Raw genomic sequence first — 23515 nt, 5'->3', positions numbered from 1 at the left:
AAAGTGCAGACCTGGAAGTACAGACGCTGCATGAATACACTTCCAGGTCTGCACTTTTGGGTTGGGTGGAGGTATGGAGCCATTGGGTTGGTTGATGCGGGGCCGCTGCAGGGCAGCTGAATGTGGCGGAGGCGGGCAGCGCGCCGCTGCAGTACTGGTCGTGCGACAGTCTTGTATCTGAGACAGCTAGGCCAAAAGTGTCCTGGCTCATGGTGCTGCGTCACAGTAACTTGTCCTGTGTGACGCCGACCAAGCCTCTAGGGACAGCCCCGGGAAACCGGCCTGGGGCTTGGGAAGGCGTCGAAAAGCACGAGCGAAAGGAAGTCATGTCTGAACCCCGCGAAGTACGCGCCCCGCGCGGAACCGAACTGAACGCCAAGTCTTGGCAGACCGAAGCCCCGCTGCGCATGCTCATGAACAACCTCGACCCCGAGGTTGCCGAGCGCCCCGAGGACCTCGTGGTCTACGGTGGCACCGGCCGTGCCGCCCGCAGCTGGGAAGCCTTCGATGCCATCGTGGAGTCCCTCAAGGACCTCGAATCCGATGAGACCCTGCTGGTGCAGTCCGGCAAGCCGGTGGGTATTTGGAAGACCAACGAGTGGGCACCGCGCGTGCTCATTGCGAACTCCAACCTGGTCGGCGACTGGGCCAATTGGGAGCACTTCCGCAAGCTCGAGGATGAGGGCCTCATGATGTACGGCCAAATGACGGCCGGTTCCTGGATTTACATCGCTACCCAGGGCATCCTGCAAGGCACTTTTGAGACCTTCGCGGCCGTGGCCAAGAAGCGCTTCAACGGAACGCTTGCCGGCACCTTTACCCTGACCGGTGGCTGCGGCGGCATGGGCGGCGCACAGCCGCTGTCCGTCACTCTCAATGGCGGCGCTTGCCTCATCGTCGATGTTGATGAGACCCGCCTGAAGCGCCGCCAGTCCAAGCGCTACCTCGATGAGGTCGTCACCGACCTGGACGAGGCCCTCAAGCTGGTGCTCGACGCCAAGGAGAACAAGAAGCCTCTGTCCGTGGGTCTGGTGGGCAATGCCGCCGAGGTCTTCCCGGAGGTGCTGCGCCGCCAGCGTGCGGGCGAGTTCACCGTGGACATCGTTACGGACCAGACCTCCGCGCACGACCCGCTGAGCTACCTGCCCACCGAAATCACCGTCGAGGATTGGCACAACGAGGCCAAGGCGGATCCGACCACCTTCACGAAGAAGGCCCGCGAGGCCATGGCCGCCCAGGTTCAGGCCATGGTGGAATTCCAGGACGAGGGCGCCGAGGTCTTCGACTACGGCAACTCCATCCGCGATGAGGCCCGCAAGGCCGGCTACCAGCGCGCCTTCGAGTTCCCGGGCTTCGTCCCTGCCTACATCCGCCCGCTCTTCTGCGAGGGCTTGGGCCCCTTCCGCTGGGCAGCGCTCTCCGGCGACCCAGAGGACATCAAGGTAACCGACCAGGCGCTTAAGGAGCTCTTCCCGGACAACGAGCACCTGCACAACTGGCTTGATGCCGCTGAGGAGTACGTGGAGTTCGAGGGCCTGCCGGCGCGTATTTGCTGGCTGGGCTACAACGAGCGCCACAAGGCTGGCTTGCTCTTCAATGACCTAGTCAAGGAAGGCAAGATCAAGGCCCCGATCGTCATCGGTCGCGATCACCTGGACTCCGGCTCCGTGGCCTCCCCGTACCGCGAGACCGAGGCCATGCTCGATGGCACCGATGCTGTGGCTGACTGGCCGCTGCTCAACGCCATGACCGCTGTGTCTTCCGGTGCCACCTGGGTGTCCATCCACCACGGCGGTGGCGTAGGTATGGGCCGCTCCATCCACGCGGGGCAGGTCACCGTGGCCGATGGCACCGAGCTGGCCGCCGCCAAGCTGCGCGCGGTGCTCACCAACGACCCGGGCATGGGCGTTATCCGCCACGTGGATTCCGGTTACACTCGCGCCAAGGAAGTCGCCGACGAGCGCGGCGTGCGTATCCCGATGGAATTCAAGGCCCGCGACTAGACACGAGAGGAAAAGAAGATCATGTCCACCCTGTTTACTGGAATCTCAGAGCTGCGCACGGTGTCGGAGGCAGGCACGCTTGCCGACGCCTCCCTCATCGCCAACACCGACGGCACCATTGCCTGGATCGGATCGGCGTCCGAGGCGCCAGCCGCGGACGAGAAGGTCGACCTTGGCGGCCGCGCAGTTCTGCCGGGCTGGGTGGATTCCCATACCCACATGATCTTCGACGGCGACCGCTCCGCCGAGTTCGAAGCCCGCATGGCGGGCGAGTCTTACCAGGCCGGCGGCATCGCCGTGACCATGGATGCGACCCGTTCGGCGGGGGAGGAGCGCCTGGAAAAGCTCTTGGTGGAGCGCATCGCCGCCGCCCGCCGCGGGGGAACGACGACCCTGGAGACCAAGACCGGCTACGGCCTCAACACCGCCTCCGAGGTTGAGGCCGCTCGCGTGGCGGCCCGCCACGTCGATGACGTGACCTTCCTTGGCGCGCACCTCGTGCCGCCGGGAGCAGAGGCCGAGACCTACCTCGACGAGGTGGTCGGCCCCATGCTCGATGGGGTGGCCGAGCACGTGCAGTGGATTGACGTCTTCTGCGAGCGCGGTGCATTCGACGAGGATCAGTCGCGCCGCGTGCTCGAGGCCGGTAAGGCCCGCGGATTGGGCGTGCGCGTGCACGGCAACCAGCTGGGCGAGGGGCCAGGCGTAGCACTCGCGGTGGAGCTGGGTGCTGCCTCCGTGGACCACGTCAACTACCTCAGTGATGCCGATGTTGAGGCACTGGCGTCTTCGGATACGGTGGCCACCTTGCTGCCTGCCTGCGACCTGTCCACGCGTGAGCCGCTGGCGCCGGGACGCAAGCTTATCGACGCCGGCGCGACCGTCGCCATCGCCTCCAACCTCAACCCGGGCACCTCGTACACGTCCTCGATGAACTTTTGCGTGACCACGGCCGTGCTTCAGCAGCACCTTACGCTCGATGAGGCGATTGCCGCCGGCACGCTGGGCGGTGCCACCGCGCTGCGCCGCCAGAATGTTGGCGAGGGCAAGGATGCGCAGGGCCGTCCGGCCAAGGGCTCGCTGGTGGTCGGTGCTGCCGCGGACCTCCATGTCCTCGATGCCCCGAGCGCTATCCACCTGGCCTACCGCCCGGGCATGCCGATGACCTGGAAGACCTTCGTGGGTGGCTGCGAAGTCTAGGCCGGGGCAAAGGCACCATTTGAGGGGCACCTTATAAAGAAACCGACATGTATTGACGTGGGGTTTTAGATTTCGGAAGCCGCAAATGGTGCCTTTGGGTTTGGTATCTTCGGTCTTTTCGGGCCTTCGCGGACGGGGACTAAGTGTGATTCAAAGGGCTGGGTCAAATGGGGCTGAGTTAAAGGGCCTTGGCTGAAGTTCGAGGTGCCGGGGTGCCGCGTCGGGAAGAGACAGGTCGTGGGGAGAAATAGCTAATCTCACCTCAGTGCCGTACTCTGGTTTGAGCAATGAGCATTACCGATAACGCCACCGGCGGCGTCAACGAGCCGGAAGAATTCAATAAGTCGGAATCTCAGGAAAACTCGCAAGGTGGCGAAGCATTGGACGCTTCGCAGGTGTCGAACCATGACACCGGGGCTGCGAATAACCCTGAGGACACCGGCGCTGAAGAAGCTTCAGCCAACGACAACTCCCAGGGTTTTGCACACCTCGGCCTTCCCGATGACGTTCAGGAAGCCGTGTCCAAGGTGGGCTTTACCAAGCCATCCCCGATTCAGGAAGAAACCATCCCGATCCTCATGGAGGGCCGCGACGTCGTCGGCCTCGCCCAAACGGGTACGGGTAAGACCGCAGCCTTTGCGCTGCCGGTTCTCTCCCAGATCGATACCGAGGCTCGCTATCCGCAGGCCCTTGTCCTTGCGCCCACGCGCGAGCTGGCTCTCCAGGTTGCGGACTCCTTCCAGTCCTTCGCCGACCACTTGGGTCGCATCGAAGTTCTGCCTATTTACGGTGGCCAGGCTTATGGCATCCAGCTCTCTGGTCTGCGCCGTGGTGCCCAGATCATTGTGGGTACCCCGGGCCGTGTCATCGACCACCTGGAGAAGGGCTCCCTGGATATCTCCCAGTTGCGCTTCCTCGTCCTCGATGAGGCAGACGAGATGCTCAACATGGGCTTCCAGGAAGACGTTGAGCGCATTCTTGAGGACACCCCGGAGGACAAGCAGGTCGCACTCTTCTCGGCCACGATGCCGAACTCCATCCGCCGCCTGTCCAAGCAGTACCTCAACAACCCTGCCGAAATCACGGTGAAGTCGGAGCGCCGCACCAACGACAACATCACGCAGCGCTTCCTCCTGACGCCGCACCGCCATAAGATGGATGCCTTCACGCGCATCCTCGAGGTCATTGACTATGACGCCATCATCGTCTTCTGCCGCACGAAGCATGCGACCGAAGACGTGGCCGACAGCCTCAAGGAGGCCGGCTACAACGCCGCTGCCATCAACGGCGATATCGCGCAGCAGCAGCGTGAGCGTACCGTCGATCAGCTCAAGGATGGCCGCCTGGACATCCTGGTGGCTACCGACGTTGCTGCCCGCGGCCTCGACGTCGACCGCATTACTCACGTGGTCAACTACGACATCCCGAATGACACCGAGTCCTATGTGCACCGCATTGGCCGTACCGGCCGTGCTGGCCGCACTGGCGAGGCCATCCTCTTCGTCACCCCGCGTGAGCGCCGCATGCTGCGCTCCATCGAGCGCGTGACCAACGCCCGCCTGGAGGAGATGGATCTCCCGACCGCGGATGAGGTCAATGCCAAGCGCAAGGAGAAGTTCTTCGCGGCCATCGGCGCCTCCCAGCAAGACAAGCAGTTCGACTTCTTCCGTGACATGGTGCGCGAATACTCCGCGGCAGAGAACGTGGCGATGGATGACATCGCGGCCTCCCTGGCTGTGCAGCTGCAGGGCGGAACGGACTTCCTGATCAAGGAGCGCCCGGTGTCCAAGAAGGACCGCCGCGAGCGCGATCGCTTTGAGCGCGATGGCCGCGGGCGTGACCGCGACCGTGATCGTGGTGGCCGTGACCGCGATAGGGGCCGTGACCGCGGCCCGCGCCGCCCGGACGGGGACTTTGAGACGTACCGGCTGGACGTCGGCAAGCGCCAAGGCGTGCGCCCCGGCGCCATCGTGGGTGCGTTGGCCAACGAAGGTGGCCTGACCTCCAAGGACTTCGGCCGCATCACCATCGCCGTGGGGCACACCCTGGTGGACCTGCCGAAGAACCTGGACCCCGCAGTGCTGGACCGTCTCAAGGACACCCGCATTTCTGGCCAGCTCATCAAGATCCAGAAGGATACCGGACGCCCACCGCGCCGGAACTTCGACGATGACCGCGGCCGCGGCGGTTACGGCGGGCGCGGACGTGGTGGACGCGGTGATCGTGGCGGATACCGTGACCGTGACCGCGGTGGACGCGGCCGTGATCGTGGTGGACGCCGCGGCGGCTGGCGCGACTAGCCTCCGCTCGGCGCCGCAGCGGCGTTAGAGCAACACAAGAAAACCTCCCAAACTCGTTCACGCATCGTGCGAGCTTGGGAGGTTTTCGCTATTGGGGCCTAAACCGGAAGGATTAGACGTACATCAGGATGGCGCACACAACCCACAGCAGGTTGAAGATGCCGGAGAACATAGCCAGCTGCTTCTTTAGCTTGGCAACATCGGCGCTGCCTGGGGCAGCAATCGCGGACATGGCCTGGTTCTGCTTCGGGATGACCACGACGAGCAGGATAACCCAGGCGATGACGGCCAGAAGAAGAGCGATGTGGAACTGGACCTGGGACTTGTAGGTATTGAGGTCAGTAAGGAAGACAGCTAGACCAATGACCGGAACAATAGCGGAGATATAGCCATACGTCGAGGTGATCTTGTTGAGGACACCGGCGGCACCAGCTGCAGAAGCATCACCGGAGGCCGCCTTTGCCAGCTGACCGGGGAAGGCGGAGGTGGAGATGCACACGGTACCGACCAACAAGATAGCGGCGAAGGCGTGGAGGAAGATGAGCAAGCTAGTCATGGGAGGGTGCTTATACCTTTCTGTACGGGGCTTTTCCCTGCGAGAGTCTAACGGCGCGGTGAGATGAAATCGAATCGACACTGGTGGCGCATGACCACGTAGTCGCGGGAGGGCAGCGGTAGTTGGTATTTGCGGGCCACTGCGGCAAGCCGCTGCGAGTAGTCGCAACGGTCGGCGGGCGGGAGCCAATCGGCCGGCAGAGAATCGGACTTGGCCTGGTTGAGGTTGCGGGCGGTGGCGACGAGGTTGAGCGGATCGTTAGCAAAGGCCATCTTTTTATCCGGCGGCCAAACTGATGCCCCAAGGTCCCAGGCCGCCGCGAGCGGGAAGACGTGGTCAACTTCCACGCGGTCCGGCGCGGGCGCGCGGGCATAGGGATCGTAGAGGGCCCCGTCGATAGTCTGCGCGGCCTTGACGTTGTCCCGTGTTCCAGGTGCCCATCCGCCGAAGTCTTCCCGTTTATAGCCGGGGACCTCCACGCGCGCGGGCACGGTTGCCACGCCCAGATCAGGTCCGGGGAGGAGGTGATAGCCGCCGTAGACAACGGTTGCCACGGAGAGGAAGCCTATATAGACCGTGCGCAGGTTCATGCACTTTTAGACTGCGCGGGGGTGTTCGCGGTTCCCGTATGAGCAGGAAGCCTGTGAGTGCGCAGAGGGGCTACATGGATGCAGTCAAAAGGCACTTCCCAGAAGGCATTAGTAAGAAGGTTTCTTTGGGGGGGCAAAGACACCTTTTAGAGGCTCGGACACGGCGTTCTCGAAGCAAAGGCACCTTTTGGGAAATGCCTTTTGAGTAGCGACCATGTAGAGCCATCCGATCCAATCACAAGCGAAACCCCGCCACAGCAGTAACTGGACTGCTGGAGCGGGGTTCGCGCGTGAGGGGAGAGGGGGAGAGGCCTACTTCTGAACCTGCTCCGCAGCCTCCTCGAAGTCCAAGTCATCGTTCTTCTCAACGAGCTTGGCCAGGCGGGATGCCTCCTCGAACTCCTGGGTGACCTTCTCATCCGGAGCCTTGGTGGCCAGGGAAACGCCGACAGTCACGAGCAGAGCGGAGATGAAGCCAGGTACCAGCTCGTAGAGGGTATCGCCCAGCGGGCTCATGCCCCAGCCGATGGCCACGATGGCACCGGTGAGCATGCCGGCGATGGCGCCGGTGGAGTTGAGTCGCTTCCAGTACAGCGACAGCAGCACCAGCGGACCGAAGGCGGAACCGAAGCCGGCCCAAGCGAAGCCAACCAGGCCCAGAATCGAATCCGACGGGTTAATGGCCAGCACAGCAGCGATGACGGCGATGGCCACGACGGCGGTGCGGGACAGGTTGATCAGGACGTTCTGGCTCGGCTTTTTCTTGGCGAAGATGAGGTAAAGGTCCTCAATCAGGGAGGTGGAAACAACCAGCATCTGGGAGGACATGGTGGACATGATGGCCGCCAGAACGGCGGTCAGGACCAGACCTGCGAAGAGCGGGTGGAACATAACCTGTGCCATGTCCAGGAAGATGGTCTCGTAGTTCTCCTGGTCAGTAATGGAGTGGCTGGTCTCAGTGAAGAAGACCGTGCCGGAGAGCGCGACGAAAATAGCACCGATGAGGGAGATACCCATCCAGCTGACACCGTAGAAGCGGCCTGCGCGGGCGTCGGAAGGCTTACGCAGCGCCATGAAGCGCACGATGATGTGCGGCTGGCCAAAGTAGCCCAAGCCCCAGGCCAGGTTGCCGATGATGACGGCGGCAGACACACCAGAGAACAAGGAGAAGTAGTCAGGGTTCTCAATTACACCACCGGTGGCGTACGGGTTCTCAGCGGCGAAGCTGAAAATCTCGCCCGGGTTGTCCAAGGAGAAGAGCACCATGATCGGCACGATGATGAGAGAGGCGAACATGAGCAGGCCCTGGACGGTATCGGTGTAGGACACCGCGAGGAAACCGCCGACGAAGGTGTAGAAGACCGTCACGGCAGCCACGACGAGCATGCCGACCAGGTAGTCGCCACCGAAGCTGGACTCGAAGTAGCGGCCGCCGGCCACCATGCCGGAAGAGACATAGAAGGTGAAGAAGAAGATGATGATCGCCGCCGCGATAATGCGCAGCAAGCGCGACTTATCGTGGAGGCGGTTTTCAAAGAAGGAGGGAACAGTAATCGAATTGCCGGCGATTTCGGAGTAGGAACGCAGACGCGGCGCGACCCACTTCCAGTTGGCCCAAGCACCGATGAGGAGGCCGATGGCCATCCATAGCTCGGACATGCCGGTCAGGAACAAAGCGCCCGGCAGGCCCATAAGCAGCCAGCCGGACATATCGGAGGCGCCGGCGGATAGGGCGGCTACGAACGGGTGAAGGCCGCGGCCGGCGAGAACGTAGTCGTCGTACTCATCCGTCTGCTTGTAGCTCCAGAAGCCGATGGCGGCCATGGCAAGCAGGTAGATGATCATCGCAACGACATACCAAGTGGAGTCTTGCACTGATCTCTCCTTGAGATTGAGATTAAAGAATAGGACTCACCCACGCTAACGAGGCAAATGCTCCAACCCAACTGAAAATTGGCTGGTTGACCAGTATTTGGTTACCTTGGTCACAGATTAATGCACGGTCTTACTGGTGTTACGCCGTTATGTAACGAGACTGTAACAATTGCGTATTTGGGCAGGAATCGGGAACTTTCTGCAACCCTTTCCCCACAAAGGTGTGCTGCTAAACTGGCCCCTATGGCTTCTTACCTGCTGCATGGCCTCTGGCTGCCCGTCTCCGGCCTGAGTCTATGGATCGAACAGGTCGAAGGGCACAAGATCGTCATGCCCTCAGCAGTCCCGGAGGGAACCTTTCCGGATGTGGTTGATACCATCCTGAGCAAGAAGACCTTCCGCAACCGAGCGCGCGTCTCCCTCCGCACACCGAAGGGCAAAGATGTCTCCCTCATGGTGCCCATGGCGATGTTCGCCCCGGATGAGGCAGTGGAGACGCTGGCCAAACTGGAATACCTCGATACAGACAGCCAGGCGGTTTCGGCGGAACAGCGTGCAGCTATTGCGCCGGACCTCCTGTGGCTCATCCGCGCCTATCGCGGCCTGTACCGTTTCGTCCGCGCCGGCCGCGTGACCATCCGCCTGTCCTATCAAGCAGGCGAGTGGTACCCGATGTGGCAGCTGGCATCCGGTCTGGGCGAGCGCAGCTGGCTGGCGGAAATGCTGGCTTCTGCGCCCGGCATCCTCTCCATTAATAACCGGGCGCTTTCGGATGATTTGGCCGATGAGCTTACGCACTGGATTGCCTATACCCAATTGCGCCCGCAGATCGATGCCCCACGCGCCGCGCCCTGGCATGAATTCGCGCAGGCCTTGCTGAAAACCGCGCCGGTCAAGAAGGGGCGCGCCCAGCTGCTGCGTGGGCTCAATGAGTGGAAAGATTCCATTACCTCCGTTGACCTGCAGCTCGTCTTCCTCGTGGAGGAGCCGCCAAATAGTACTGACTCCGTCGAGGATGCAGCGTGGCCCATTCGCCTGCTGGTGCGCTCCGGTACGGATTCGCCGCTGCCGGTGCGGCAGGACCAGTTGGATCGGGGGAGCGTCGAGAAGCTGCGTGAGGCCCGCCGCCATGCCTTCGACGTGGCTCCGCGGCTGAAGTACAACTCCGCCCCGGCGAGCCGGAATGCGGGGGACTGGGACGTCTACCTGACCACCGAGCAGCTCGTCGATTTTGTTACCCACGACGCCGCTGCCCTGCGCAAGGCCGGTTTCACCGTGCTGCTGCCCAAGTCTTGGTCCCATATGGAGACCAAGGCCAAGCTGGAAACCACGGAGGTCCGTGATCCGGCCGATGCTGCCACCAAGGCGCACATTGGTATGGAGAAGCTGTTCAGCTATGACTGGAAGCTCTCGGTGGGTGACACGCAGCTTACCGACGCCGAAATGCAAGAGCTCATCACTTCTAAGTCCGGGCTGATTCGTTTGCGCGGCGAGTGGGTCATGGCGGATACCCAGGCCTTGAACAAGATCTCGCAGTACATGCGCGAGTTGGCCGATACCGCACGAAAGCGCGCCCTGAAGGAGTTGGAGCAACTCGCCGCTACCGCAGAGATGGCGCGCCAGCTGGAACAGCCCGGCTGGGAAGAATTGGTGGCCGAGGTGGAGCGCCGCCGCAAGGAATTCAATGAGGGTGAGCAAGAAGAAGCGGTAACGCTTGCAGACCTGCGCGAGATGGCCTTGAAGTCCATGGCGGAGGACCCCGTGGCCTTCACCGGATCCGAGTGGCATACCTCGCTGCTCGGCGGGCTGGATAGTACGGCACCTGACCGCGTGGAGATCCCCGATACGGTCCATGCCGAGCTGCGCGAGTACCAGCGCCGAGGCGTCGACTGGCTGTACTGGATGTCCCGCAACAACATCGGCGCGGTGCTGGCAGATGACATGGGTTTGGGCAAGACCCTGCAGCTGCTGTCTTTGCTGGCGGTGGAAAAGGCTGCCCACGAGGACGCGCCGGACAAGGAAGATGGGGAGGCTGAAGCCTGGAAGCCCACCCTCGTCGTCGCGCCGACCTCCGTGGTGGGCAACTGGGCTAGGGAAGCTACGCGCTTCGTACCGGACTTTAAGGTCATGGTGCAACACGGCACTGGGCGCCTGAAGGGCGAGGAATTGGTCAGCGCAGCTCAGGAGGCCGATATCGTCATTACCTCCTATGGCACGGTGAGCCGTGACTTCCTCACATTGAGCAAGGTGGAGTGGGACCGCGTGGTCCTCGATGAGGCTCAAGCGATCAAGAACGCCTCCACGCGCTCCTCCAAGGCAGTGCGCGCCATCCCGTCACGTCACCGCGTAGCGCTGACCGGCACGCCGATTGAGAACCGCCTCTCAGAGATGCGCTCCATCCTGGACTATTGCAACCCGGGCATCTTGGGTTCGGCCTCCTTCTTCCGCAACCACTTTGCCAAGGCCATCGAGCGCGAGGGCAGCGATGTTATGGCGGAGCGCCTGCGCCTTCTCACCGGTCCGTTCATCCTGCGCCGCCTTAAGACGGATCCGAATATCATCGATGACCTGCCGGAAAAGTCCGAACAGATCATCACCGTGCGCATGACCGATGAACAGGCAGCACTCTACAAGGCCCTGGTCAATGACGTGGAGCAGGCCCTGGCGAAGAAGAAGGAGGGCATCTCGCGCCGCGGCCTCATCCTGGCATCACTGACGCGCATCAAGCAGATCTGCAACCACCCGGCGCACTTCTTGGCCGATGGTAGCCCCGTCACCATCAAGGGCAAGCACCGCTCCGGCAAGGTGGAGGAGCTCATGCGGATCATCGACCAGGCCATCGAATCTCAGGAGCGCGTTCTGATCTTCACCCAGTACAAGGCCTTCGGCGACGTTCTCCAGCCCTACCTCTCTGAACAACTGGGCTGCGAGATTCCCTTCCTCCATGGCGGGGTCAGCAAGAACCGGCGCGATCAGATGGTGGAGGAATTCCAGGCCGATAACGGCGCGCCCGTCATGCTGCTCTCGCTCAAGGCGGGTGGTACGGGGCTGAACCTCACGGCGGCGTCGATTGTCGTGCACATGGACCGCTGGTGGAATCCGGCGGTGGAGAACCAAGCCACGGACCGCGCCTTCCGCATCGGCCAGCAGCGCAACGTGCAGGTGTACAAGATGATTACCGCCGGTACCTTGGAGGAATCCATCCAGGACATCCTCGACGGCAAGACACAGTTGGCCGGTGCCGTCGTGGGCGAGGGCGAGGGCTGGCTCACCGAACTGAGCCCTGAGCAGCTGGCGGATCTCATGAGCTATAGGGAGCAGGAGAAGTAAATGGCACCGAAGAATCCTGAGGACAATAACGTCATCTACGCCAACTTCGGCACCCGCAAGCGCGTGAGCACGCCGGAGGAGGTCAACCGCGTTGACCGCGTGCGCACCATGCAGCCGGCGGCCACGCGCCTGCTCAATTTCGTGAACCAGCAGACGGATTCCGGCCGCATTCGCCGCGGGCGCCAGTACGCCACCGAGGGGCATGTCGTGGGCCTCGATGTGCGCAATGGTGCTGTGCACGGCAAAGTCGCGGGCTCTCAGAACGAACCTTTCGCGGTGCTCATCCAGGTGCCTTACCGCAACAACGAGGACATCGGGCGGCTGTCGGAGATGTTCGCGCGCACCCCCAACTCCGTGGCGAAGGCTAGGGAGGGCATGCTTGCCGACGCCTCCCTCGACATCCTCATCGCCGAATACCCCGACGACCTCCGTTTCTCTTGCACCTGCCCCGACCCGGAGTACGTGTGCAAGCACGTCGTGGCGGTGGCGGACCGACTGGCCGCGCGCATGGACGCTGACCCGTCCGTTATCTTCGCCCTGCGTGGCCTCGATTTTGCGCGGCTGGAGCAAGCGGTCATGGAGCAGGCCAAGGCGGCCTCGGAGGACTCTTATTCCGCTTCCGCGGCCTCTGAAATCTCTGCCGAGGAGCGCAATGCCTTGTTCTGGGAGGGGCGAGAACTCCCGCCCCTGCCGGAGCCGAAGACCGCTCCCGCTGTCGATGATTCCGACCCGGAGTTGCTGCGCAAGGCCATGAGGTCTGTCAGCCATACGAACATAGATTTGCTTCGGGCCGTCTCCGATGTCGAGGACCTTTACTATCATCTGACGCACTAGACATTGCCACCCCAGGGGAGAGGCTCAAGCGCCAGCCCTGGACCACGTTGTAGGGAGTTTGCATGGCCGCGGTTACGTTCATCCACACCTCAGATTTCCAGCTGGGAATGACACGCTGGTTTTTAAGTCCCGCCGCGCAGTCGCGCTTTGATGATGACCGCGAAGCAGCGGTCCTGCGGCTAGGGGAGTTGGCCACCGAGACAGGGGCGGAGTTCATCGTCGTGGCCGGTGATGTGTTTGAGCACAACTCCTTGAACAAATCCACGCTGCTGCGTGCCAAGGACATGTTCAAGCGCCTGCCGGTGCCGGTCTACCTGCTGCCCGGCAACCACGATCCTCTCGTGGCGGATTCCATCTTCTTCAACTCCTTTGCGGATAACGTGCACGTCATCGCGGATTCAGAGCCCATCGAGGTGCGCCCAGGCGTGGAAATCGTCGGCGCTCCCTACCTGTCCAAGCGGGCTAATTATGACCTGGTGCGCCGCGCGCTGGAGCCGCTGCAGCCTGCCGATGAGGGCACGGTTCGCATCGCGGTGGGGCATGGCCAGGTGGAGTCCCGCGCGGGCGAGGGCGAGGACTCGGACGCTGATACTATCGACCTCTCCTTCGTGGAGGAGTGCCTGGATAAAGGCGTTATTGATTATCTGGCCTTGGGGGATACGCACTCCACGGAATCGCTGGGCCGTACCGGCAAGGTGTGGTTCTCCGGCAGCCCGGAGACTACGGCCTTCGACGATAGGGAGCGCGATTCGGGCAATGCCTTGGTGGTGACCGTTGAGGGGGAGCGGGTGGACGTCGCCAAGCACCGCGTCGGTCGCTGGGACTTCCGGGCGATTGATGCGGACGTTGACTCACTCGAGGAGGTCGAAAGCTTCCTTGCGGAGCTCGAGGCCGTGCCGGAGAAGATTCGTACCGCGGTGAAATACAGCCTGCGTGGCACCGTGGGTTTGAGCGCGCAGGCTCGTCTGGAGCAGGGGCTGGCGGAGCTGGAGGAGGTCTTTGCCTCCCTCAAGCCGCGCGAGAGAACCATGGACCTGCATCTGGCGCCCTCCGAAGAGGAGCTCAGCGAGTTGAGTTTGAGCGGTTATGCCGCGGATGCCCTGGCGGAGCTGCTTGAGGACTTAGATGATCCCACCGCCCGCGACGCCGCCAACCTGCTGTTCCGCCTCAGCGCGAAGGGAGCTTAATCATGATGCAGCTACATTCTGTTGAACTCAATAATGTCCGGGGCGTGGATCACCTGGAGGTCAAGGACCTTCCAGAAACCGGTGTGGTGGTCATCGGCGGGCCGAATGAGGCTGGCAAATCCACATTGGTGGAGTCTATTGATTTTGTGCTGACGCAAAAACACACCGCCAACTCTAAGGCGGTGAGGGCGCTGCAGCCCGCCGGCCGCGATGTGGGTCCAGAGGTCACGCTGGAGGCCACCGTGGGGCCCTATCATTTCCGCATCCACAAGCGGTGGGTGAAGAAGCGCACCTCGGAGCTGCATGTGTTCTCCCCGCGCCCGGGCCAGTGGACCGGTGCGGAAGCGGATGGGGAGCTCGAGCGCATTCTCAGTGAACATATGGACCGCGCGCTTGTCGACGCCCTCTTCGTCCGCCAAGACGATAGCCACGAGGGCATCGCCGCCGTGGGCATTCCTTCCCTTACTGCGGCGCTAGAGGAGCAGACCGGGGCGAATGCCGTGGCGGAAGACTCCGAGCTGCTCACGCGCATCGAGGCGGAGTACAAGGAGTATTTCACCGCGAAGACGGATAAGCCGGCGGGAGACTATAAGGCCGCAATCGCCGCGCTGTCAGAGGCGGAGGAGGAGCACGCGAACGCTGAGTCTGCGCTCCGTGAGCTCGACGGCGTGGTGGAGCGCTATGAAGCCGCCGAGCTGAAGAAGTCCGAGGCCGAAGCGGCTTTGCCGGAGGCCGTAGAAGAGTGCGAGCGCCGTGACGGCGAACTAGTCGCCGCCCGGGCCGCCCAGGAGAAGGTCACCGCGCAGGAGGCAGCAGTGACCCGGGCAGCGGAAGCTGTGACGCGCGCGGAGGAGGAATCGGCGCGGCGCAAGGCTGTGATTGCTGAGCACTCCGCAGCGGTTGAAGCGGCCGAGCGTGCTGCAACTGCTGTTAGCGAAGCCCGCGAGCGCGCCGAGGAAGAGTCCGCCGCCCGCACGAAGCTGGAAGAAGAACGCGCCGAGGTTCATGAGCGCTACGAGGCCGTGCGCGAGGAGCGCCAGCGCGCCCGCCGCGCGCAGCGGCGCGCAGAACGCGAGGCCTTGGGCACCCGCCTCGAAGCCTTGACCAAGCTGGAAGAGACCTTGGCGTCGCGCCGTCGTGAGCTGGCTGCCGCTCCAGACGTGCCAAACTTGAAAGCACTGGAAGAGGCGGCTCGTGAGGTCACTGTCCAGGAGCGCCTGCGAGCGGCGGCTGCTGCCAAGCTGTACTTTTCCGGGAAGGGCTCCGTCGCCGTCGATGGCGAGGAACGCTCTCTGGAGAGCGGTGAAGAACTTGCAGTCGAGTTGCGTGAGGGCACGACCCTTCAGGTAGGCGAGGTCACCGCCCGCTATGCCGCAGGTGCCGGCGAAAGCGGTGAGGAAGGCGTGGAGAAGGCTCGCGCTGAGCTCGCGCGCCTGCTGGAGGATGCCGGGTGCGAAGACCTCGAGTCGGCCCGTGCCGCTCACGAGAAACACACCGAACTCGCATCCGCCGCGGATTCCGCGGCGCGCGAACTGGCTGCTGCGTTGGGAGGGGAGGACCTCGGTGAACTGCGTGCGCGTTTTGAGGCCGGCGCAGAAGAGGCTGAGGACGTCGAGGGCGCTGAGGAGGCCGCGGAACCGCGAGAGCTGGACGTGGTGGAGCAGGAGGAAGAGGAGCTACGCAGGAAGCTCGATGAACTCGACCGCGCTGTGGCACCCTACCGTGAGAACAAGGCTGGCGCGGCATTAGAGGTAGCCACCGTGCGCGCGGAGGAGGCAACCGCGCAGCGCGATGCCAAGGCCGCAGCCGTGGAGGCCGCCCGTGCTCAACTCAGTGATGCCGACGTGACCACGGCTATCGAGGCAGCACAGGCCAAGCTGCAGGAGGAAAGAGCAGTGCTGGCGGAGATGTCCGCGGTGGACGTGGACACCGCCGAGCATCTTGCCAAGGGAGCGCGTACACACGTGGACTCCCTGAAGGCAGCGGTGAATGCCGCAGTCGGTGACATGCGCGAGTTCCGAGGACTCATCGATATGCATTCCGGTGCGGCTGAGGATGCGGAGAAAGCCGCCGCCGAGCTCGAGGTTGCTCGTGAGCGCCACGCCGCTATCGAGCGCCGTGCGAACGCTGCGCGTTACCTGCGCACTCTCATGCTGCGCCACCGTGACGCCGCACGCCAGCGCTATGCCGCGCCGTTTGTCACAGCGCTCAATAGCTTGGCGCGAACAGTCTTCGGCGGGGATGTGGACTTCGAGCTGTCGGAAGAGCTCAAGGTCGAAGCTCGCAGCCGCGATGGGGAGACCGTGTCCTTCGACGCGCTCTCGGGTGGTGCCAAAGAGCAGTTGAGCATCCTGACGCGCTTCGCCATAGCCCAGCTGGTCTCCGATGAACCGGTGCCTGTTTTGATCGATGATGCGTTGGGTTCCACGGACTCCCAGCGCCTTCAGCTCATGGCGGCGCTGTTCAGTAAGGCCGGGAAAAACACTCAGGTCATCGTGCTGACCTGTATGCCGCAGCGCTACTCCTGGGTGCCTGGGCGAATGGAGCTAGATATGGAGAAGCTTACAAGGGCTTAAGTCCCGGAGTGTAGGGTATGAGCCATGACAGCGGACACTCGATGGCTCACCGAAAGCGAACAGGACCTGTGGCGCCACATTCTAGCTAGCATTCGCAAGATCAATCGCGGTATGGAGGAAACCCTGTTGGCCTGCGGCGATATCTCGGCCGCGGAGTTTTCGGTGCTTGTTTCTCTTTCGGAAGCACCCGAGCACACGCGGCGCCTGCGCGAATTATGCACGGAGTTGGAGTGGGACCGCTCCCGCGCCTCCCACCAAATCACCCGCATGGAAAAACGGGGTTTGGTGCGCAAGGAAAAGTGTGCGGGCGATGCGCGTGGCGTGGAGGTCGTCATGACGAAGTCCGGCCGGGAGCGTCTAGAGGCGGCGGTACCTGAGCACGTCGAGTCCGTGCGCCGCATGGTTTTTGATCACCTCGATCCTGCCGACGCTCCGGCGGTCCTGCGTTTCTGCGAGGGCGTCCTTTCAGAAAGCAACCTTCCAGGATATGACGGCTTCGTGCCGGATGAGCGCTTGGGTATTCACACCGACTAGTTGTGCTTCGTACGGGTAGTGTTAGTTTTCGACCGTTTACTCACCTGGAGGTGATCTGTCCGCACCATGATGGGACAAGAACTGTTTGAGCATCCCGAGCGCCAGTACGCTACGTACGACATTACTCCGCTGAAAGAGCTCAGCGCTCAAGTCGGCCCGGTCGATGATCTGGATGAGCTCTCCGAGGAACAAGCCACCGCGCTTGAGGCGGCCCTCGAGCAGCACCCGGAGGGCGCGCTGACCTTCGATGACGCCTCGCAGCTGTGGATTATCGGCGCGGATGAGGACATTGAGCGTATGTTCCAAGACCGCGAGGGATTCGTCGAAGCGCTCAACAACAACGAAGACCCTGGGGTCTAACCCACAGTCGGTGTCATACTAAAGGTGGATGGCGGCTAGATTTACTGGGTTTAACTACGGGCGGCTCTGTTTAAACTGCTAAGATACTCTGTGTTAAAGGGCGAGCATCCCCGCGCTTTTCAGAGGCAGCTTGAGCGAGAGCGCCATCTGGCTAGGGGAGCTAAGTGAAAGGACAAAACATAATGGTCGAGCGCGATTTGGCTCAGGAACAGCGCGAAGCAGCTGCACGTGACAAGGCTGACGGCTGGGTATCCGTCTTCGTTCAGTGGATTCCCTCCATGCTTCTCTCCGTGGTGATGCTGGGCGCCATGATGTTCGGCATGTACTACATCGAGCACGGCACCTTGGACATCACCCAGCCGATCGTCAACCAGTACATCACCCAGTAACCTGGTTCGCTCCCTCGCTGCCGCCTGGCAGGGGGAGAACAGCTTGACTTTAAGCCCCAGCAGATTTGTCTGCTGGGGCCTCCTCTTTATTACCAGGCTCATCTCTCTAACTCGTGACGTGGATCCATCAGGCGGCTTGAGCCACTGCTAAGCCTGAGAATTAATCTCCGAGTGCGATGTCTCGAGGCATGATGACTCCTACACCCTTCGCGCTCACCGTCGTTCCTTGATCAGCCGCCGCCCGTCCTTTCGGTGAGCGCGAAGGGCGTATTCGTCCGAGAGAGCGCTAATCCGATAGCCTGAACTCCATGGACTCTCGCATCTACATTCGCTATCTCAACGGTCCGCTCCTGTGGATGGGAATAGTCGTTGGCCTTGCCGTCGTGGCAGCGGTGGTGCCCACGATGATTGATTCCACGTGGGCAGCAATCCTATTTGGTGCCCTAGTCATCATTGCAACCGTGGCCTGCCTGCTGATGCGGGTGAAGATCGCCGTCAACGATGGCGAGGTTGCGGTGTCCGTCTTTGGCGTCTTCACAAAGAGAATTCCCCTGCGCGAGATCACCGGGGTGAGTATCGGTCCTGAGACGGGGCTTAAAGAAGGTGCGGGCCCGCGCATCGTCGATGGCGCACCAGCCTATATCGTCTCTGGGCCGACGGTGCGCATTGAATGGGGTCGGAGTTCTCTCATTGCTTCGGCGAAGAACCCGGAAGAAGTGGTTGCGGATATTAAGGCGCGCTTGCACTAGTTCCATATCCCCAGACCTCGATCCCGAAACTTCCAAGTGAGTGGTTTGGTGCCGGAGGGCGCTTGACGACGCCCACCTGCAGGTTGCGGGTTTCAGGTCTGGGGAGATGCAAAATGCGCCAAGCCGCCCACCCGCAAACGTGGCGTCGTGAAAGGTGGGCCGGGGCGTACTGGCCGATTCGCGATAGGTGGGCATGAAAAAGTGCCCCTGACAGGGATCGAACCTGCGACCTTCGGTACCGGAAACCGATGCTCTAATCCGCTGAGCTACAAGGGCATTGCTGGCGAAATGCCAACGATGCGATTCTAACCTATAAAGACTGAAGCGCAGTAATTGGCCTAGCGCCGATGGGGGTGTGGTGGGAAAGAAGCAGCGGCCGGAGTAGCCACTGCTTCGAGTTTTTCGCTGGGGCGCTTACTGGGCCGGCTGTTCCTGGGGCTGGTCAAAGAAGCCCGGGGCATCCGCGGTGTGGACCTCGCCAGTGCGCAGGTAGTCAACCACAATCTGGTCAACAGCCTTGTTGCCCACCGCGAAGTGCCCGTGACCTGGGCCGTGGACGGTTACCACGCGGGATTGCATCGGGTCAGACAGGCCGCGGTAGAAAGCGTATGGGGTCTGCGGGTCACCGGTAGCCTGCAGCTGCAGCGGCTTGGTCTGCAGCTTGTCACCAGAAACGGCAATCGGGGTAGTGATCGGTGCGCGGCCGGAGCAACCGGCGCCGGAGGCATACATCGCGTTGAACAGTGAGAACGGGTCAACCGTGACATAGTTAGACCAGAGGAAGGCCGGTATGAAGGCCGGATCCGTCGGCGCAGTGTTCTCATTGCACATGATGATGTTCTGCATGCTCATGGAGTTGAGAATCTCTTGCTGGACCTTTTGCGGGTCCTGCTCGCCCTGTTGTGCGGCCTGCGCCTCAAAGTTGATGGCTTCGACGCCGCCAATGTGCTTGGCTAGGGAGTCCCACGACTCCGGGCGGGGAAGGAGGTCACGGGTAGCGGTGAGCGTCGGCGAAGTGGCCTGAACAGCCTGCGGGTTCTGGACCTTGCCCGCGAGGTGCTCTGCCTGTACGCGCAGCTCACCGGTCGCAGTCATGACATTGGCGCCGGGCTGGCCGGCAAACTCGAGCCCCGGCGGGAGGTCACCAATCTGAGCGTTCGGAGGAAGCACGGTGGGGCGCACGCCCGCCTCCGCGGCCACAATCTGAGACCAGCGCTCGTAGGCCTTCAGCGGTGTCGTGCCGGCGTGGTAGGTGGCGTCGTTCTTCGCCACATAGCTAAAGAAGTCATGCAGAGCATTCTCATAACCAGCCTGCTGAGAAGCGAAAATCTGGTTCCACGCCATGTTGGGGTTCATTCCGGAGTCCAGCACGACCTTGTCGGTGTGCTCCGGATAGAGCGTGGAGTACGTGGACCCCAAGAAGGTGCCGTAGGAGAGGCCGAAGATGTTGATCTTCTCCTCACCAAGCGCCTGGCGCACGACATCCCAGTCCTTGGCGGTGTTCTCCGTGGTCAGGGAATCGGTGTAGCCCGGAGTGTTCTTCTCGCAGTCATCGCGGGTAATGGAGCCGATCTTTGTCAGCTGTTCTAGAGGGTTTCCGCCCGCCTCAGTTGACGAGCAGTTCACCTGTGCGGACTCGCGCAAACCACGCGGTTGAACGCCGATGATGTCGTATCCTTGTTTGACTTCCTCAGGCCAGGCAGCGAAGTTGACCCAGCTATACGCGTCACCGCCTGGACCGCCCGGGTTGGTGAACAGAGTGCCTTGGCGCTCGCCCGTGGCCTTCAACCGGATAAGGCCGACGTCGATAGTGCCCTTCTCGGGAGCATTATGGTAGGTCGGCACGGTCACGTGGCCGCATTCGGCGCGCTCTTCGGTGACCCCTTCCGGGCACGGGCCCCAGTTGATGGCGGGTTGGTCGGCGTGAGCAACGGCAGGTGCCGCAACCAAGCCAGCGGCGATGGTTACAGGTCCTAGAACCGAACCTAAAACGCGAGAAAGACGCATAGAACAAGGCTCCTAAAATCGTAAATTGGTACGAGCCTTATCCTATGCGTCAGGGGTGATGTGAGCCGAGCTCTCATACAGGGCGGGTGCCCCCGAAAGCCTCACTACTTAACAATCACCACAATGAGATCGCGCGGGCCGTGGACACCCTCCACGCGGGAGAGCTCGATATCCGAGGTCGCGGAAGGGCCCGAGATCCACGTTGCCGGGCGCTCAGGGTTGATGCGGGAGACCATCTCCGGGACACCGTAGACAATCTGGTCCTTGCGCACGATGCACACGTGACGGTCCGGCACCAAGGTCAGCGCGCGACGGCCGCAGGTCTCATTGGATTCGAGCACGATGGTGCCGGTCTGCGCGGAGGTGACGTGGGATTCGGTCACCACGGCGTCGACGGCGTCGAGCTCACGCGGGTCCTTGGCGTTGTCATCCGGGGTGATGGTGCCCTCGAAGCCGACGAGAAGCCCAGCGTCCATGCCGGGGGCGTAGACGACGTTCGAGCAGCCGCGCTCCTTGAGGATGCCCACGAGGGTGGAGTTCAGGCCGGACTCATCGGTGACGTGCACGTCAGCCTTGTAGTCCTCGAGGCGGTCCACGAGCATCTCACGCAGCTCATCTTCGTTGAGCGTGCCTTCCTTCTGGTATTCGCGCGGGATCTCTACGTGGTCCGGCAGGCCGGCCTGCTTTTGGGCGGCGGCAATGCGGTTGAGGATTTCCTCTTTGGCGGTGGTCACTTGATGCCCTCCTTCTTGGCTTGGGCGAGGAGTTCTTGAGCTTCGTCAGAGTTGAACCATTGGCGGAAGGACTTCTTCGGCGGAACGGCAGTATCGCGTACCTCGGACCAACCAGACATGAACAGCGGTAGCTTGTCGATGACTCCGTTGAAGCCACCGAGGACACGGCCGAGCGCCACCATGTGGGTGATCTGGTTCCAGATCTTCGGGTTCTTCCACACCAGCTCCACGACCTGGAAGAGCTTTTCCTCCACCGGCGGGGTGGCGTTAGTGACCTTCTGGTAGCGGTTCTCCAAAATGACTTGGGAGAGCGGGATGCGCACCGGGCATACCTCGTCGCAACGGCCACACAGGGAGCAGGCATAAGGCAAGCTTGCCGACGGATCGTTGTGGTCCTTCATACCAGTCAACTGCGGCGTCAGGGAGATGCCAATTGGGCCCGGGTAGACAGAGCCGTAGGCGTGTCCGCCGGCGCGCTCGTAGACCGGGCAGACGTTCAGGCAGGCAGAGCAGCGAATGCACTTGAGTGCTTCGTGGCCCTTGGGGGAGGACAGGGCTGCGGTGCGGCCATTGTCCAGAAGCACGATGTGGAAGTTCTGCGGGCCGTCGCCTTCGGTCACACCGGACCACATCGACGTGTACGGGTTCATGCGCTCAGCAGTGGAGGAGCGCGGCAGCAGCTGGAGGAAGACCTCGAGGTCCTGGAAAGTCGGGACCAGCTTCTCAATACCCATCACGGTAATGAGGGTTTCCGGCAGGGTCAGGCACATGCGGCCATTGCCCTCAGACTCCACGATGTTGATGGTGCCGGTTTCTGCCACACCGAAGTTAGCGCCGGAGATGGCCACCTTGGCCTTCATGAACTGCTCGCGCAGGAACTTACGGGATGCTTCAGCCAGTTCCGCCGGCTCGGCCTTGAGCGAGTCATCGGTATTCGGCATCTTGTTGACAAAGATGTCACGGATCTCCGCGCGGTTGCGGTGGATAGCCGGGACCAGAATGTGGGAAGGCTTGTCCTCTCCCAGCTGGACGATGAGCTCCGCCAGGTCAGTCTCTTGGGCGTGGATGCCGACTTCTTCCAGGTGCTCGTTGAGCGCGATTTCCTGGGTAGCCATGGACTTGATCTTCACCACGTCGGTCTCACCGGTTTCGCGGATAAGGCCCTCGATGATCTCGTTGGCCTCCTTGGCATCGCGTGCCCAGTGGACGATGCCTCCGCGCTTGGTCACCTGCTCTTCGAACTGGACCAGCAATTCACCCATGCGTACGGCGACGTCATCCTTGAGCGCGGAGCCGGCGTCGCGAAGCTGCTCCCAGTCCGGGGTCTCATCCACGGCGTGCTGGCGCTTATCACGAATGGTGGTGGTGGCGTGGTGCAGGTTGCGGCGCTGGGTAGCATTGTTGAGACCCACGTGAGCCAGCGGCACGAAGGCCTTCGAGCCGCGCAGGTTGCCGTAGCCTTCGGGGGCGCGCGGAGGAGTGGTGTCGAGGAAGGAAGTCATTAGAGCATCTTCTCCTTGGAGTAGGCCGCAGAGGTAGGAGTCCACGGGTGTTCCTTGGTGGAGGCGAGGATTTCCGCCAAGTGGATAGCGCGAACACCGGAGCGCTGGCGAGTCAGAGCACCACCGATATTCATCAGGCAGGAGGAGTCACCGCCGGTGACGTATTCGGCCTCGGTTTCACGGATGTGGCGGGTCTTGTCACCGACCATCGCTGCAGAAACCTCGGCGTTCTTGAGGGCGAAGGTGCCGCCAAAACCACAGCACTCTTCGGCATTAGGCAGCTGGACGAGGTCGATTCCTTCGACCTCCTTAAGAAGCTGGTAGGGGCGGTCACCCAGTTTGAGGAAGCGCAGGCCGTGGCACGAAGGGTGGTAGGTCACGCGGTGGGGGAAGAAGGCACCGACGTTGGTGACACCGGCGACGTCGACAAGAAACTCCGGCAAGTCCAGGGTCTTGCCGGCGGCCTTCTTGGCGCCGTCCACATCGGCGGAAGTGCCGAAGCGGTTTGCGATCATCTCGTGCTGCTCGCGCACGGCGCCCACGCAGGAGCCGGAGGCAGAAACCACGTAATCAATGGAGGGATCCGCGAAGGCGTCCGCATAGGTGCGGATCATGCCCAAGGTCTGCTCCTGGTAGCCGGTGTTGATGTGCATCTGGCCGCAACAAGTCTGTTCCTCGGGGAAGACGACGTCGTAGCCCAGGCGGGAGAGGATCAGGGCCGTGGCCTTGTGGGCATCGGGGAAAAGTGAGTCACCGATGCAGGTGGAAAACAATGCTATTCGCATTTGT

The 23515-nt window shown here is 62.1% G+C and carries 18 protein-coding genes and 1 tRNA gene; 11 read left to right on the top strand and 8 right to left on the bottom strand.

The window, feature by feature from the left end:
* The first annotated feature begins 326 nt into the window (after window positions 1–326).
* From HMPREF2760_RS08870 to HMPREF2760_RS08860, 3 genes are all read left to right on the top strand, one after another.
* Window positions 327–2003, top strand: a complete 1677-nt coding sequence (locus HMPREF2760_RS08870; protein ID WP_070531219.1) for a urocanate hydratase — start codon at window positions 327–329, stop codon at window positions 2001–2003.
* A gap of 21 nt (window positions 2004–2024) precedes the next feature.
* On the top strand, window positions 2025–3203 hold the full coding sequence (hutI, locus tag HMPREF2760_RS08865; RefSeq protein ID WP_070597103.1) for an imidazolonepropionase: 1179 nt from the start codon (window positions 2025–2027) through the stop codon (window positions 3201–3203).
* A 287-nt stretch (window positions 3204–3490) separates the two neighbouring features.
* On the top strand, window positions 3491–5503 hold the full coding sequence (locus HMPREF2760_RS08860; protein WP_070597102.1) for a DEAD/DEAH box helicase: 2013 nt from the start codon (window positions 3491–3493) through the stop codon (window positions 5501–5503).
* Between the two features lie 112 nt (window positions 5504–5615).
* Here the strand turns inward: HMPREF2760_RS08860 and HMPREF2760_RS08855 are convergent, their stop codons facing one another.
* From HMPREF2760_RS08855 to putP, 3 genes are all read right to left on the bottom strand, one after another.
* Window positions 5616–6059, bottom strand: coding sequence for a DUF2269 domain-containing protein (locus HMPREF2760_RS08855; RefSeq protein ID WP_070597101.1), 444 nt, complete (start codon window positions 6057–6059; stop codon window positions 5616–5618).
* Between the two features lie 47 nt (window positions 6060–6106).
* Complete coding sequence (locus HMPREF2760_RS08850; RefSeq protein WP_070597100.1) at window positions 6107–6649, bottom strand: HNH endonuclease family protein; 543 nt, start codon at window positions 6647–6649, stop codon at window positions 6107–6109.
* Between the two features lie 312 nt (window positions 6650–6961).
* Window positions 6962–8524: a sodium/proline symporter PutP gene (gene putP / locus HMPREF2760_RS08845; RefSeq protein WP_070597099.1), complete on the bottom strand. Its 1563-nt coding sequence runs from the start codon at window positions 8522–8524 to the stop codon at window positions 6962–6964.
* A 243-nt stretch (window positions 8525–8767) separates the two neighbouring features.
* On the opposite strand from putP, the gene HMPREF2760_RS08840 reads away from it, so the two are divergent.
* From HMPREF2760_RS08840 to HMPREF2760_RS08805, 8 genes are all read left to right on the top strand, one after another.
* Complete coding sequence (locus HMPREF2760_RS08840) at window positions 8768–11854, top strand: DEAD/DEAH box helicase (protein ID WP_070597098.1); 3087 nt, start codon at window positions 8768–8770, stop codon at window positions 11852–11854.
* Window positions 11855–12688, top strand: a complete 834-nt coding sequence (locus tag HMPREF2760_RS08835; RefSeq protein ID WP_070597097.1) for an SWIM zinc finger family protein — start codon at window positions 11855–11857, stop codon at window positions 12686–12688.
* Between the two features lie 62 nt (window positions 12689–12750).
* Window positions 12751–13875 (top strand): metallophosphoesterase family protein, encoded by a 1125-nt coding sequence (locus tag HMPREF2760_RS08830; RefSeq protein WP_070597096.1) that lies wholly within the window; start codon window positions 12751–12753, stop codon window positions 13873–13875.
* Between the two features lie 2 nt (window positions 13876–13877).
* A complete protein-coding gene (locus HMPREF2760_RS08825; protein WP_070597095.1) occupies window positions 13878–16451 on the top strand; it encodes an AAA family ATPase in 2574 nt (857 codons plus the stop codon).
* A 24-nt stretch (window positions 16452–16475) separates the two neighbouring features.
* Window positions 16476–16985 (top strand): MarR family winged helix-turn-helix transcriptional regulator, encoded by a 510-nt coding sequence (locus tag HMPREF2760_RS08820; RefSeq protein WP_070597094.1) that lies wholly within the window; start codon window positions 16476–16478, stop codon window positions 16983–16985.
* Between the two features lie 66 nt (window positions 16986–17051).
* Complete coding sequence (locus HMPREF2760_RS08815) at window positions 17052–17345, top strand: molecular chaperone GrpE (protein ID WP_070597093.1); 294 nt, start codon at window positions 17052–17054, stop codon at window positions 17343–17345.
* A 182-nt stretch (window positions 17346–17527) separates the two neighbouring features.
* Window positions 17528–17734, top strand: coding sequence for a hypothetical protein (locus tag HMPREF2760_RS08810; RefSeq protein ID WP_154737117.1), 207 nt, complete (start codon window positions 17528–17530; stop codon window positions 17732–17734).
* 308 nt (window positions 17735–18042) lie between these two features.
* Entirely contained in the window at window positions 18043–18483 is a 441-nt protein-coding gene (locus tag HMPREF2760_RS08805) for a hypothetical protein (protein WP_070597092.1), read from the top strand.
* A gap of 202 nt (window positions 18484–18685) precedes the next feature.
* On the opposite strand, the gene HMPREF2760_RS08800 is transcribed toward HMPREF2760_RS08805, so the two are convergent.
* The 5 genes from HMPREF2760_RS08800 to HMPREF2760_RS08780 form a co-directional block, all read right to left on the bottom strand.
* Window positions 18686–18759, bottom strand: a tRNA-Arg gene (locus HMPREF2760_RS08800).
* Between the two features lie 138 nt (window positions 18760–18897).
* Window positions 18898–20490 carry an alpha/beta hydrolase gene (locus HMPREF2760_RS08795; protein ID WP_070597091.1) on the bottom strand — a complete coding sequence of 531 codons (1593 nt, stop codon included), beginning with the start codon at window positions 20488–20490 and terminating at the stop codon, window positions 18898–18900.
* Window positions 20491–20594: 104 nt separating this feature from the next.
* Window positions 20595–21224, bottom strand: a complete 630-nt coding sequence (locus HMPREF2760_RS08790) for a LutC/YkgG family protein (protein WP_070597090.1) — start codon at window positions 21222–21224, stop codon at window positions 20595–20597.
* Window positions 21221–22726, bottom strand: a complete 1506-nt coding sequence (locus HMPREF2760_RS08785) for a LutB/LldF family L-lactate oxidation iron-sulfur protein (protein ID WP_070597089.1) — start codon at window positions 22724–22726, stop codon at window positions 21221–21223. Before HMPREF2760_RS08785 ends, HMPREF2760_RS08790 begins: the two co-directional genes overlap by 4 nt.
* Complete coding sequence (locus HMPREF2760_RS08780) at window positions 22726–23511, bottom strand: (Fe-S)-binding protein (protein ID WP_070597088.1); 786 nt, start codon at window positions 23509–23511, stop codon at window positions 22726–22728. The genes HMPREF2760_RS08785 and HMPREF2760_RS08780 overlap by 1 nt, the downstream gene beginning before the upstream one ends.
* Window positions 23512–23515 lie beyond the last annotated feature (4 nt).

The organism is Corynebacterium sp. HMSC065D07 (assembly GCF_001810695.1).
GTDB classification, from domain to species: domain Bacteria; phylum Actinomycetota; class Actinomycetes; order Mycobacteriales; family Mycobacteriaceae; genus Corynebacterium; species Corynebacterium hesseae.
The sequence above is the reverse complement of the archived record's forward strand: the minus strand, read 5'-3'. Positions and strand labels throughout refer to the sequence as shown.

Coding starts and splice junctions, on each gene's coding strand:
- HMPREF2760_RS08870 (WP_070531219.1), top strand. CDS start 327: ATGTCTGAACCCCGCGAAGTACGCGCCCCGCGCGGAACCGAACTGAAC.
- hutI (WP_070597103.1), top strand. CDS start 2,025: ATGTCCACCCTGTTTACTGGAATCTCAGAGCTGCGCACGGTGTCGGAG.
- HMPREF2760_RS08860 (WP_070597102.1), top strand. CDS start 3,491: ATGAGCATTACCGATAACGCCACCGGCGGCGTCAACGAGCCGGAAGAA.
- HMPREF2760_RS08855 (WP_070597101.1), bottom strand. CDS start 6,059: ATGACTAGCTTGCTCATCTTCCTCCACGCCTTCGCCGCTATCTTGTTG.
- HMPREF2760_RS08850 (WP_070597100.1), bottom strand. CDS start 6,649: ATGAACCTGCGCACGGTCTATATAGGCTTCCTCTCCGTGGCAACCGTT.
- HMPREF2760_RS08840 (WP_070597098.1), top strand. CDS start 8,768: ATGGCTTCTTACCTGCTGCATGGCCTCTGGCTGCCCGTCTCCGGCCTG.
- HMPREF2760_RS08835 (WP_070597097.1), top strand. CDS start 11,855: ATGGCACCGAAGAATCCTGAGGACAATAACGTCATCTACGCCAACTTC.
- HMPREF2760_RS08830 (WP_070597096.1), top strand. CDS start 12,751: ATGGCCGCGGTTACGTTCATCCACACCTCAGATTTCCAGCTGGGAATG.
- HMPREF2760_RS08825 (WP_070597095.1), top strand. CDS start 13,878: ATGATGCAGCTACATTCTGTTGAACTCAATAATGTCCGGGGCGTGGAT.
- HMPREF2760_RS08820 (WP_070597094.1), top strand. CDS start 16,476: ATGACAGCGGACACTCGATGGCTCACCGAAAGCGAACAGGACCTGTGG.
- HMPREF2760_RS08815 (WP_070597093.1), top strand. CDS start 17,052: ATGATGGGACAAGAACTGTTTGAGCATCCCGAGCGCCAGTACGCTACG.
- HMPREF2760_RS08810 (WP_154737117.1), top strand. CDS start 17,528: ATGGTCGAGCGCGATTTGGCTCAGGAACAGCGCGAAGCAGCTGCACGT.
- HMPREF2760_RS08805 (WP_070597092.1), top strand. CDS start 18,043: ATGGACTCTCGCATCTACATTCGCTATCTCAACGGTCCGCTCCTGTGG.
- HMPREF2760_RS08795 (WP_070597091.1), bottom strand. CDS start 20,490: ATGCGTCTTTCTCGCGTTTTAGGTTCGGTTCTAGGACCTGTAACCATC.
- HMPREF2760_RS08785 (WP_070597089.1), bottom strand. CDS start 22,726: ATGACTTCCTTCCTCGACACCACTCCTCCGCGCGCCCCCGAAGGCTAC.
- HMPREF2760_RS08780 (WP_070597088.1), bottom strand. CDS start 23,511: ATGCGAATAGCATTGTTTTCCACCTGCATCGGTGACTCACTTTTCCCC.